The organism is Calditerrivibrio sp., assembly GCF_049968475.1.
In the GTDB taxonomy this organism is placed as follows: domain Bacteria; phylum Chrysiogenota; class Deferribacteres; order Deferribacterales; family Calditerrivibrionaceae; genus Calditerrivibrio; species Calditerrivibrio nitroreducens_A.
The window spans coordinates 1-12,451 of the sequence record NZ_JBMFQS010000003.1 but is presented as its reverse complement, the minus strand read 5'-3'; the positions used below and the strand labels follow the sequence as shown (position 1 = coordinate 12,451).

Sequence of the window (12,451 nt, the reverse complement as noted above, 5' to 3'; positions counted from 1 at the left end):
CAATATTCAACATGCTCAAGGATGTATATATGAAGATGATAAGAGCAATAATCAAACCATTCAAGCTGGATGATGTTAAAGCAGCGTTGATGGAAATAGGTGTAACAGGGATGACTGTAATAGAAGTGAAAGGGTACGGCAGACAAAAAGGGGACAGTGAGCTTTATCGTGGAGCAGAATACACCATAGAGTTTATCCCAAAATTGCATATCGATGTTGTGGTCCCAGATGATATTGTTGATAGTACATTAGAAGCTATAACAAAATCGGCCCGCACAGGTAAAATTGGTGATGGTAAAATTTTTGTGTTACCAGTGGAAAAATCCTTACGGATTAGAACTGGTGAAATAAATGAAAATAGCTTATAGGAGGCTTTTATGAAAAAGATGACTAGTGTAGTCTTATTGATACTTTTGGCTAATGGCTTAGCAATCGCAGAAGACAAACCGGTGTTGAATGGTGCAGATACTGCTTGGATAATCGTGGCTACTGCCCTAGTAATGCTAATGACGCCTGCAGGCCTTGCTCTTTTTTATGGTGGAATGACAAGAACTAAAAATATTCTTAATACCATAGGGATGAGTTTTATGGCATATGCCATCGCATCAGTTTTATGGGTATTCTTCCTCTTTAGCTTAGCTTTCGGACCCGATATAGGTGGGATAATCGGTAGTCTTGATTACGCTTTTTTTAATAATATTAAGGTATCAGACCTACAAGGTTCAATCCCAAAAATCCTTTTTGCAACATTTCAGATGACCTTTGCCGGCATTACACTTGCATTAGTGAGTGGCTCCATTGTTGAAAGGGTTAAGTTTAGTTTTTGGCTTATATTTGGGGTATTATGGCTAATATTCGTATATGCTCCTATAGCCCATTGGGTGTGGGGCGGTGGATTTATAGGCTCAATTGGGGCTCTGGATTTTGCAGGTGGTACAGTTGTCCATATAAATGCTGGTGTGACTGGACTAGTACTTGCCCTTTTAGCTGGGAAAAGAAGAGATTACGGAAAAACAGCTATTATACCATCATCCATCGTTTTAACTGTATTGGGAGCAGCATTACTGTGGTTTGGATGGTTCGGGTTTAATGCTGGTAGTCAGTTGGCGGCTGACGGTGTGGCGGCAAATGCCTTTTTAGTAACAAACACATCAGCTGCTGTTGGTGCAATTACCTGGATAATCATAGAGTGGATAGTGGCCAAACACCCCACAATGCTGGGAGCCGCATCAGGTGCTATCGCTGGACTTGTGGCTATCACACCTGCTGCAGGTTTCGTATCTGTGTCAGCATCTGTAATATTTGGGATATTGTCGGGGATCGTGGGATTTTTTGGTGTATTCGTTCTCAAAAGTAAGCTAAAGTACGATGATTCCCTCGATGCTTTTGGCGTTCACGGTTTATGTGGTATTCTTGGTGCATTATTAACTGGGATTTTTGCAAACCCAGAGATAAATAGTATAGGGAAAGGGCTACTTTACGGCAATCCACATCAACTATGGGTTCAGTTTTTATCTATTATAATCACAATTGTCTACTCAGGGATTGTTACCATAATACTCTTCTATATCACAAAGATTTTTGTACCAGTAAGAGTTGATGATGAATCTGAGCTCAAAGGGCTTGACGAAGTAGAACATGGTGAAAGAGGGTTTAACATATAAAGAAAATGGGGGTGGAAAGCCACCCCCATTTTTTTGTTTGATGAACTATACATATAGCAATTAGAAATCCCTTTTCAAACCGCTAACTTTCTAAATATTTCATAGTATTATCTATCATCTCCCAAATACCGCATGGACAGATACCAGCACAGATACCGCAGCCGATACATTTATTGGGATTACTTATATACTCAAACTTTCCATCATCCTTCTGTACACGTGAAATCGCCTGCTCAGGACAAGATTCCATACACAACTCACAGTCTCTACAAAAACCGCAGCTCATACATCTTTTCGTTTCCTCTTCAGGTGGAATTTCACCAACTTTACTCAAATTAAAAGCCTGATAATACTCTTTTTTCACTCTATCCTGAGGGATCATCGGAGCTTTTGCAAAATTGCTTAGCGGTAACCCTTTAAACATTCTATCTATATTTAACGCAACCTTTCTACCATCCCCCAAAGCATGAGTAAAAAGACCCAGTTTTATTGCATCACCTGCTACAAAGAGCTTTGGTTCGATTTCCGACTGATAATACTCATTTATTCTTACTTTACCCCTCTCATCAAGGTACTCTTTGTCGAGCATTACAAATTCTGGTCTATCACCTATAGATATGATAACAGTATCGGCAGGGATAACTCTTCCATCCTTCAGTACCAAACCTTCATCTGTGATCTTTTCTGTGTAACATGGCCAGATTATCTCTGCACCTAATGATTTGGCATGCTCAATTTCTTTATCAAATGCTGCAGGCTTCTGTATATCTATAGCTGTAACCTTTTTTGCACCTATTTTATACGCAGATAAAACCACATCCATACCGGCATTACCAGCCCCAATCACAACAACCCTTTCACCAATCTTGGGGATCTCACCCTTGTTAATAGATTTGAGGAAATCAAGCCCTTTTATCAGTTTTTCATGCCCTTCCACAGGTAATACAACAGGATTGTGGGCACCGATAGCTAATACCACAGCATCATACTCTTTAAGCAGCGACTTCATCTTATCTTTATCTATTTTTGAATTTACAAATGCTTTTACACCCATATCTAATATCCGTTTAATCTCAAACTCAAGTATCTCTCTGTTTAGCCTCTCTACCGGTATAACCTGACGCAGCTTACCACCTAATTTGTCATCCTGTTCGTATATATCTACTTCATAACCCATCAACCTTAATTGATAAGCTGCCGCAAGCCCTGACGCACCAGATCCCACTATGGCTACCTTCTCAAGTTTTGTGGTTTCACATCTCTTTGCTGGGATATCTTTGCTAAGAAGCCCAAGCTCACCTATATTTACAGGTATATCTATATGTCTTCTGGAGCAATCATCCATACAAAGATTTGGACACACCTGACCACACACAGAAGCAGGAAAAGGTGAATAATCCAGCACAAGTTCAAGGGCTTCCTTTATCTTACCCTGCCTTAATAGAGAAATCCTTTTTTGTGTGGGGATATACGTTGGACAGTTGTACTCGCATGGAGCAGAATAATTTGCATTTCTCCACTCAGGATATTTAAGTCTTAAATCTCCAGTTTCCACAAATTTTGCGACCTTAAAGTCATCATCCAACATATCACCGAATATTCCACCTTCCACCCACTTATTTAATCTGAAATCTCTCAAAGATGGCAGATCATGCTTATTCCTCTCCTCATGACTCTTAGGCACAATCTTTTTCCACTCTTCCCTTTTTAATAGCTTCCCCAATGCCCCAGGACGCTGAATCTTTTTGAGAAATACTGGTAGATTGGTATCCAAAAACCTCCAATCCTCTTCATCAATATCCATTAGCCAAACATCATCCGATAAATCTTTTACGTTACCTCTAACATATATAACTCCACCTACCATCCCTACACAGCTACGGTACCCCAACACAGATTCCATATCTTCACAGCCATAACCGCATACAACGGCAATACCCCCACCCATAAACTCAAAGCTGAAAGATCCAGTATTTTTTAGCACCCAGAATTCTGGTGGAGAGAATTTTGGGTCGTACTTCATCAAAGCCCCAGACCTTGCCCCTGCAGATCCACCTATATAAATCTTCCCTGTAGCTGCACAATGGGCAGTGGTATCACCGGAATTCCCTTTGACGATTATCTCCGCCCCTGCATTAAGCCACCCTGTATCCGCAGTGGCAGATCCTTCCACGATGATTGTAGTCCCCTGCATCCCCATTGAACCAACCCTTTGTCCAGGGTTTTTCACATAAAATTTCAACGGTCTACCATGCTTATTCCACAAAGGTCCGCCAATATCATGTTGACCACAAGCATAAACAGAGATCTCAGTAAAACATTTTTCCACAGCTTCATTTATCTCAAGCAATAGCTCTTGGGTAGATTTTCTCCGTTCGTTATCAAGTCCATTTATTTTTATTAAATCTGCCATCTTTTCCTCCTAACAAGCAAAAGGTATGTCAAGCCTTTCCGCAACCGACTTATCTGTGGATATTAAAGCTGTAGATCTACCAATTGGTAAAGAACTATTCCCGATAGGAGCCATCAGCTTTTTCAATTCATGATCCACAGCGATAAAATAGTTGACTATATTTTCTGCCGCCTTGTCTATGTCGAGCCGTTTTACGAGTATAGGATCCTGTGTGCATATACCCACAGGACAGAGCCCTGTATTGCATGCATTACACTTACCTTTATCATTTCCAACACATCCAGCAAGTTGTATCATCAGCTTACCGGTGAATATCCCATTTGCCCCAAGACATATCATCTTAAAAGCATCAGCGGCAAGGTTCCAACCTTTACCCATACCGCCACCAGCCCATAAGGGGATCTGTCCCTGTTTCCCCTGATGTAAAGCAGCTCTATAACAGTCCCTCAATATGGAAACCACCGGATGACCTGTGTGGTCAAGAGAGATTTCATGAGCCGCACCGGTACCACCATCAATACCGTCAAGGAAAAAACCACCCACTATGTTGTACGGATCTCTCAGTAGGTTATTATAAACTGAAACAGAAGTGGCACTTGCAGCAACCTTTATAGCAACAGGTACCCTAAATTTGAAAGCCGCACTCATCGATAAAAACATCTTCTGAACAGACTCTTCTATGGAATACAATCCCTGATGGTTTGGTGGACTTAGAAGATCAGTTCTTGGGACTCCTCTAATCTCCTGAATATGTTTTGCCACCTTTTTAGCCATTAATAACCCACCATCTCCAGGTTTTGCCCCCTGTCCGATCTTTATTAAAATACCAGCAGGATCCTCCACCATATGCGGCATAGCATTTATGATCCTATTCCATCCGAAATGACCTGATGCAATCTGAAGTATCATATATTTCAGATACTTGGATTTTAAAAGTCTCACCGGTACCCCACCTTCTCCCGAACACATTCTTATAGGAATACCCACCACCTCATTAAGATACGCAGTGGCAATTGCAAGGGCTTCCCATACTCTCCATGAAAGAGCACCTATAGACATATCTCCAATAATTATAGGGTATATCCATCTTACAGGAGGAAGATTATCTTTCACTACCAAATTACCTTCTTTATCTACCTGAAAATTTATCTCGTCTGGGGACAAAACCCTTCCAAAGGGTGTGAGAAGATCAAAGGTATGCCGTTGAGCATCAAGAGATGGGTCTGTCATCTGGGATATACGACCAATTCTTATTTTATCGAGAGTTCTATCGCCAACTTCTAAATTATTCCTACCACCTCTTTTAAAAGGATCTCCCTCAAAACCTCTGTATTTAGCAGGGAATCGGAAGTCAGGATTTCTCACCGGCCGAATAGCGTCGTTTGGGCAAACTCTTTCACATATACCACACCCACGGCAAAAATTGTATGTATCCAAAACCTGTTTGATAACCGGTACCGTCTGAAAGTATACCTTTGGATTAGGCTTTATATCCTCACTTACAACTTTTCTCCTCTTTTCAACACCTGCTACGATAGCCTTGAATGGACAAGCCGCCACACATCTACCGCACATCGTACATCTATCATGTTTGTATTCTATCTGCCAAAACAGATCGTCTTTTGCTAATTCATTTACTTTCATTGTTGCCATCTCTGCACCTCTAAATTGTTATTGACTATTACCATCTCCCTTTCACTTGGATATATATCCAAAGACCAATCCCTGTTAGGTAAAAGATCATTTATACCTATAACTTCGGATGTAATGATAACCGTCTCATCATCCCACCCCACTACGACAGGTCTTAGCTTTTTTGCATCGCAGCAGGTAAATACCGTCCCATCTGGTAATACACCGATTACAGTATTAGGACCATTTATCTCAAGATTGCTTAGAGAGCCTCTGATATATTGAAGTACCTTTTGATCATCTCTGTTTAATGTTTCTTCAAAAGGTAAAGGGGTTATAACATGTTTAAAATATATAAGCGGCCATTTCAAAATTTTATGAATGTAGTGTAAGGTGTAAAGAAACGATTGGGAATCAGATTCAAAACCGATATACCCTTTGTATAGTTTCTTTTGAAAATTTCTGTTTTTCTCAAAAAAGGTATTTTCACCATTAGCAAGGGCAGTATAGCCTTGTAAGAAAAACGGGTGGGCAGCGTATCTAACGATATCATAGTTTGTATTCTGTCTACATTGGGCAGTGATGATTTTTGCCGTGAGCTCATCATTTTCCCTCCATAGATCAAAATACTTACCTATATCTGTGGGATCCCCTATCTCCTTCAGCATAATTACGTCAGGCCAAAAAGAATAGATGTATCCAGCATCTTTTTCATCCAGGATCGATCTGATGGTAAGCCTCATCTCAACAAGCAGCTCTTCTTTTTCCTCCTGAGGGGCATAATTATAAAGCTTTGGGTATTGATATACCTGAAACACGTAATTAGGCATCGGATTTATATTGAGATTTTCATCTGGATAAACAAGTGGTGTCCACTGGAAAACACGAACAAATCCTTTTTTATGTAAAATATCTTCTGCTATTTTTATCCCCTCATCCGTACACGCCATAGACAATATCGGTAGATCTTTGTAATTTTCAAAAACACCTCCCAGATCCTGCATAACCATTGCAAAACCTGAATTATCATGCCCTTCCTGCTGGGATCTCATAAGCCTTAAAGCTTTGGAAGGGTGAAAATATTTTTTAGATTTAATTGCACCTATCCTACACATAGCTACCTCCGTTTTACGCTAATATAATAAAATTTTTATGATGTAAATGCTTATTTTATTATTTTAAAAAAAATTATACCTATCAAAACAAGACAATTTACTCAAAATATCATAACCATAACATAAATAGATATTTTTTATAAAACATTTTTTAAAATAAACCACAGAGTAAATATTATTTTTTAAAGACTTCTACATATATAAACTAATGATTTCAGGCTGGATTATATGGAAAAATTTTTCTGACCAAAACTAAGATAAATTAGTTTAAACATTTAGCTACCTGTTCTATTTCTCCTTTTTTCTATTATGTCTGTCCTGGGCAGATAATATCTCCTTCCTAAGTCTTATATTTTTCGGCGTAATTTCCACAAGCTCATCCTCAGCAATGAAGTTTATCGCCTGCTCAAGTGTGAGTGGTAAAACCGGTCTTAAAATGATATTTTCATCTTTCCCCGCAGCCCTCATATTTGTAAGCTTCTTCTCTTTGCATGGATTTACTTCCAGATCCCCCATCTTGTTGTATTCACCTATTATCATCCCCTCATATACATCGTCTCCTGGTACGACAAAAAGCCTGCCTCGTGGTTCCAGATGAAAAAGTGCATAAGCCACCGCCTTCCCCTGCCTATCCGAAACAAGAGACCCCGAATACCTCACCGGAAAATCACCTCTATACTCTTCATAACCTTTTAAATAAGAGCTTATAAGCCCAGTACCCTTAGTATCCGACAAAAATTCATCCCGATATCCTATAAGTCCCCTGGAAGGAATTGTAAATTCTGCCCTTATCCTTCCACTCCCTTTGTTGATAAGGTTGATCATTTTACCCTTTCTCAAAGAGATCTTTTCGGTAACAATACCCAGGAAAGGCTCATCGCAATCTATATAAAGATGTTCGATGGGCTCCAGCAATTTGTCACCTTTCTTTTTCATAATTACCTCAGGTCTACCCACGCAGAGCTCATACCCTTCCCTTCTCATCGTTTCAAGAATAATGGCAAGCTGAAATTCTCCTCTACCTTTCACAATCAGACAATCTGCATCTGCGGTTTCTTCCACCTTGATGGAAACGTTCCTCATGGCCTCTTTGTACAGACGTTCTTTGATTTTACTTGATTGTACAAATTTACCTTCTCTACCTGCAAAAGGTGATGTGTTTGCCATAAATTTCATGGAAACTGTTGGTTCATCTACGGTAATCCTTTTTAAAGGTTTGGGGAAATCTTTTTTACAGATCGTATCACCAATCATGACATTATCAATTCCAGATATTACTACAATATCACCTTCCTCTGAAACCTCCGCCTCTTTTAAATTTAGCCCAACGTAAGACTGTATTTTAGATACCTTCAAGGGGATATTCTCCCCATTTTCATTTATGCACACCAATGTGTCGTTCTGCTTTACGGAACCATTAAAAACCTTACCAATGGCAAGTCTACCGAGATAATCTGAATACCCCAAATCAGACACAAGCATCTGAAAAGGCTCATTTTCTATGTATGATGGACCAGGGAACTCTTCTAGAATGGCATCAAGGAGTATTGACATGTCTCCATTTTCATCCTCAAGAGATTTTTTCACCACCCCTTCCCTGCCAATTGTATAAAGGATGGGAAACTCGATCTGTTCATCGTTTGCATCCAGATCAAAAAATAGATCATATATCTCATCAAGAACCTCGGCCGGTCTTGCATCCTTCCTATCTATTTTATTTATTGCTACAATAATCTTTAATCCTGCATGAAATGCTTTACTTAAAACAAATCTTGTCTGGGGTAGTGGCCCCTCAGAAGCGTCCACCAGTAAAATCGCTCCATCCACCATAGAAAGTGCCCTTTCCACTTCCCCACCAAAATCTGCGTGTCCCGGCGTATCTATGATATTTATCTTAACACCTTTATAATAAACGGAGCAGTTCTTTGCTGCAATTGTTATCCCCCTTTCCCTCTCAAGCTCCATACTGTCCATAATTCTATCATCCACCTGCTGATCCTCCCTGAAAAAGCCACTATATTTAAAGAGACTATCCACAAGTGAAGTTTTTCCATGATCTACGTGTGCAATAATTGCAATATTTCTAATCCTGTCATTTCTCAAAACTTTTTTCATTTTTACTCCGTATGATTTTTAATTTTAAGGGGCTTTTCTACATGATTAAAATATAAAAAGCAATAAAATTATTCTTTATAAAAAAGATTACATCCCAAAATGTACAGAATACAACTTTTTATACAGAGGCGAAACATCCAGAAGCTCTTTGTGGGTGCCTATCGATTCAATGCTACCATTATTCATCACTATAATTTTATCAGCATTTTTAATCGTGGATAATCGATGCGCTATCACAAGACTAGTTTTACCCAGCATAAGATTGTCAAGAGCAGCCTGAACCGTTTTTTCCGCTTCGGTATCCAGGGCACTGGTGGCCTCATCAAGTATTAAAATGGGTGGGTTTTTGTATATCGCCCTTGCAATTGCAATCCTCTGCTTCTGTCCCCCTGATAGTCTTACCCCCATTTCACCTATTCTTGTATTATATCCATCATGCATCTCAATAATAAAATCATGAGCGTAAGCAGCTCTGGCAGCCTCCACAACCCTCTCCATATCGATTTCATCAGATCCATAGCATATATTATAAATGATAGAGTCATTAAATAAAAAAATATCCTGGCTCACCATAGCGATATTTCCCCTCAGTGACCTGAGGGTAAAATCACGGATATCGATACCACCTATCTTTATAGCACCTTCACTCACATCATAAAATCTTGGCAAAAGGTTTGCAATTGTAGTCTTTCCAGAACCGCTGGGGCCCACCAAAGCAACAGTTTCTCCGGGATTAATGACGAATGATATATCTTTTAAAACATAGCTGTCACTTTGGTTGTATTTAAAATACACCTTTTCAAAGGAAATATCTTTTCCCCTTGCATCACAGATCAAATTACCTTCAGGGCATTTTTGCACCTCATACTGATCGATGATCTCAAAAACCCTTTCTGATGCACCAATTGCGGCCTGTATAGTGCTATTTGAGCTATTTATCCTTTTAAAAGGATCATACATAAGGGCAATGGCAGCCAGAAATGAAAAAAATGTCCCCGGAGTTGATTTACCTTCTATCACCTGTATTCCACCATAAATCACCACAGAGGCAATAATAAAAGAACCGAGAAGCTCCATTATGGGGGACCCAAGCTCATTGTAAAATGTGGCCTTAATCTGTTGACTTAAAAAGGTTGAATTATTTTTCTTAAATCTCTCTTTCTCTTTTTCTTCGTTGGTAAAGCTTTTTATTACTTTAATCCCTGTGATCGTCTCTTTGAGCATCGAAGAGATATCACCAATCGTCTCCTGACTTTTTTTACTATACTTTTTTATCTTCTTACCCAATTTTACTATGGGAGTCACAAAAACAGGTAACACGATGAGTGCTATAAGCCCTAACTGCCAATCCTGGTATAAAACCACAAAAGCCAACCCTATGATACTGAAAGCCTCCCGAATCAAAGATATAAAAGCTGGCACGGATGATTGAATCAGCCCCACGTCGTAAGTAATTCTTGACATCAACATACCTGTGGAGCTCTCATTAAAAAATGTTACAGGAAGATCAATTATCTTTTCGTAAAGCTCATCCCTCAATTTTTTTATGACTTTCTGTGAAGTAATACTCATAAGATAATTCTGAAAGAATCTCCCCACACCCTTCATAAGGTATATCCCCACAATCAAACCCACAATAAGATAAAGCTTTGATTCATCTTTTTTTATAAAAATCTCATCCAGAGCCGGCTTTACAATGTAAGCAGATGCACCATTGCTTATGGAAACAAGCAACGAAGCAAAAACTGACCAAAAAATAGCAGCCTTATACTCCTTGAAATAACCCCACAAACGGACAATCTTATTCAATTAGACCTCACCATGAATTTACATATTTTCAAACTATTATTTTACCTTTCTTATTACAAAATAGCAATATTAAAGTTTGCAAATCTATTAGAAATATGCTAAAATAAGTTTTAAAAGAATTATGGAGATATGCCGTGAAGATTTTAGTGACCGGAGGAGCCGGATATATCGGTAGTCATGTGGTAAAACAGCTGCTGGAAAATACCGAACATCACGTAACAATCATAGACAATCTGTCCACAGGTCTCATGAAAACTGTAGATACGCTGAAAGATATCTCAGTAGATCGATTAAAATTTTTGCACACAGATCTGAAAAACTTTTCAGAGGTGGAAGGGATCATAAAATCTAATAATTTTGATGCAATTATCCACTTTGCAGCAAGTATTGTGGTGCCAGAAAGCGTTGAAAACCCTCTCAAATACTACCTAAATAATACTGTGAATACCACCAATCTAATTAATCTGGCCGTAAAATATGGGATAAATCACTTTATATTCTCCTCCACCGCAGCTGTTTATGGTGAACCTGAGGAGATTCCGGTAAAAGAATCTTCCAAATTAATACCGATAAATCCCTACGGAATGAGTAAACTTATGACCGAAAATGTTTTGAGAGATTCCGCCAATGCCTATAAAGACTTTAAATATGTAATTCTCAGATACTTCAACGTTGCAGGTGCAGACATCAAAAATAGAATTGGTCAATCTTTTCCAAATGCCACCCACCTAATTAAAGTGGCGGCAGAGACAGCAATAGGTAAAAGGGATAAACTATTCATCTTTGGGGAAGACTACGATACCAAGGACGGTACCTGCATAAGGGATTACATACACGTTGATGATCTTGCGGATGCCCACCTCAAAGCCCTTGAATATCTTAAGAATAATAATAGCAACATTTTCAACTGTGGTTATGGCTATGGATATACGGTAAAAGAGGTAATTGACACTATGAAAAAGGTTTCCGGAGTGGACTTTCGGGTGGAAATTTTCGGAAGACGTCCAGGGGATCCGGCAGTGCTGGTGGCGGATAATACGAGGATAAAAGAGATTATGAAATGGGAACCCAAATTCAACGATCTCGATCTAATATGTAAAACTGCCCTCGAGTGGGAAAAAAAGCTCTTAAACATTAATTAGCCACACATTTGTTCTGGTTTTGGTCGTACTTCCCCTTTGCCACTCTGCTCCAGGAGATGACGACACAATCATATTGTGCTCCAACATCTTCATATGATCTAATATGCCCCTGAAAATCTGCAAAACCATTTTTATCAAACTTGAAATAGCTAATATTCTGCAAGAATCTGTTTTTAAGATCGATCCTTTCTATAAATCCATTGTTTGTATCAGAATCATTATCCATTACAAGAGCTTTACCATCCTGATTAATTAAAATAACATAAGTATCTTCCTTTTCGGTAAAAGAAGCCACTCTTGCCTTCATAATAAATGCATATGCGGTATGAACATCATCTTCCACGGATATCTTTCTGGAATAAGATTCATAGCTATATACACCCACAGACAAGACTATCCCAAGAATAACCAACGCGATTATCAATTCTAAAAGTGTCAGCCCCCTTTTCATCCCATCTTACCTTCTATGTTACTAATTTTCTACTTTTCCACCTCATAAGCAAACTCCACTTCCGCTTTGTCTTTTGATGTGGTGGAGTTTACTTTTATATTTATAAGGTA

9 protein-coding genes are annotated in these 12,451 nt (G+C 39.0%); 3 read left to right on the top strand and 6 right to left on the bottom strand.

Annotated elements, in window-relative coordinates:
• Positions 1-29 precede the first annotated feature (29 nt).
• Both ACP5Q2_RS03830 and ACP5Q2_RS03825 read left to right on the top strand, forming a co-directional pair.
• Positions 30-368 (top strand): P-II family nitrogen regulator, encoded by a 339-nt coding sequence (locus ACP5Q2_RS03830; RefSeq protein WP_428097400.1) that lies wholly within the window; start codon positions 30-32, stop codon positions 366-368.
• A 9-nt stretch (positions 369-377) separates the two neighbouring features.
• Positions 378-1,664, top strand: a complete 1,287-nt coding sequence (locus tag ACP5Q2_RS03825; RefSeq protein ID WP_428097397.1) for an ammonium transporter — start codon at positions 378-380, stop codon at positions 1,662-1,664.
• An 82-nt stretch (positions 1,665-1,746) separates the two neighbouring features.
• Here ACP5Q2_RS03825 and ACP5Q2_RS03820 read toward each other — a convergent pair whose 3' ends face one another.
• From ACP5Q2_RS03820 to ACP5Q2_RS03800, 5 genes are all read right to left on the bottom strand, one after another.
• Positions 1,747-4,077 carry an FAD-dependent oxidoreductase gene (locus ACP5Q2_RS03820; RefSeq protein ID WP_428097394.1) on the bottom strand — a complete coding sequence of 777 codons (2,331 nt, stop codon included), beginning with the start codon at positions 4,075-4,077 and terminating at the stop codon, positions 1,747-1,749.
• A gap of 9 nt (positions 4,078-4,086) precedes the next feature.
• Positions 4,087-5,730 carry a glutamate synthase-related protein gene (locus tag ACP5Q2_RS03815; RefSeq protein WP_428097392.1) on the bottom strand — a complete coding sequence of 548 codons (1,644 nt, stop codon included), beginning with the start codon at positions 5,728-5,730 and terminating at the stop codon, positions 4,087-4,089.
• The gene (locus ACP5Q2_RS03810; RefSeq protein WP_424605060.1) at positions 5,718-6,824 is read right to left on the bottom strand and encodes a glutamate synthase; all 1,107 of its coding nucleotides are present in this window, start codon (positions 6,822-6,824) and stop codon (positions 5,718-5,720) included. The genes ACP5Q2_RS03815 and ACP5Q2_RS03810 overlap by 13 nt, the downstream gene beginning before the upstream one ends.
• Positions 6,825-7,112: 288 nt before the next feature.
• A complete protein-coding gene (gene typA, locus ACP5Q2_RS03805) occupies positions 7,113-8,939 on the bottom strand; it encodes a translational GTPase TypA (protein ID WP_424605061.1) in 1,827 nt (608 codons plus the stop codon).
• A gap of 87 nt (positions 8,940-9,026) precedes the next feature.
• On the bottom strand, positions 9,027-10,748 hold the full coding sequence (locus ACP5Q2_RS03800) for an ABC transporter ATP-binding protein (RefSeq protein WP_428097388.1): 1,722 nt from the start codon (positions 10,746-10,748) through the stop codon (positions 9,027-9,029).
• A 134-nt stretch (positions 10,749-10,882) separates the two neighbouring features.
• On the opposite strand from ACP5Q2_RS03800, the gene galE reads away from it, so the two are divergent.
• The gene (galE, locus tag ACP5Q2_RS03795) at positions 10,883-11,890 is read left to right on the top strand and encodes a UDP-glucose 4-epimerase GalE (RefSeq protein ID WP_428097386.1); all 1,008 of its coding nucleotides are present in this window, start codon (positions 10,883-10,885) and stop codon (positions 11,888-11,890) included.
• Here the strand turns inward: galE and ACP5Q2_RS03790 are convergent.
• Positions 11,883-12,341 (bottom strand): pilus assembly FimT family protein, encoded by a 459-nt coding sequence (locus ACP5Q2_RS03790; RefSeq protein ID WP_428097383.1) that lies wholly within the window; start codon positions 12,339-12,341, stop codon positions 11,883-11,885. The genes galE and ACP5Q2_RS03790 overlap by 8 nt on opposite strands.
• Positions 12,342-12,451 lie beyond the last annotated feature (110 nt).

Coding starts and splice junctions, on each gene's coding strand:
- ACP5Q2_RS03815 (WP_428097392.1), bottom strand. CDS start 5,730: ATGGCAACAATGAAAGTAAATGAATTAGCAAAAGACGATCTGTTTTGG.
- typA (WP_424605061.1), bottom strand. CDS start 8,939: ATGAAAAAAGTTTTGAGAAATGACAGGATTAGAAATATTGCAATTATT.
- ACP5Q2_RS03810 (WP_424605060.1), bottom strand. CDS start 6,824: ATGTGTAGGATAGGTGCAATTAAATCTAAAAAATATTTTCACCCTTCC.
- ACP5Q2_RS03825 (WP_428097397.1), top strand. CDS start 378: ATGAAAAAGATGACTAGTGTAGTCTTATTGATACTTTTGGCTAATGGC.
- ACP5Q2_RS03790 (WP_428097383.1), bottom strand. CDS start 12,341: ATGAAAAGGGGGCTGACACTTTTAGAATTGATAATCGCGTTGGTTATT.
- ACP5Q2_RS03830 (WP_428097400.1), top strand. CDS start 30: ATGAAGATGATAAGAGCAATAATCAAACCATTCAAGCTGGATGATGTT.
- ACP5Q2_RS03820 (WP_428097394.1), bottom strand. CDS start 4,077: ATGGCAGATTTAATAAAAATAAATGGACTTGATAACGAACGGAGAAAA.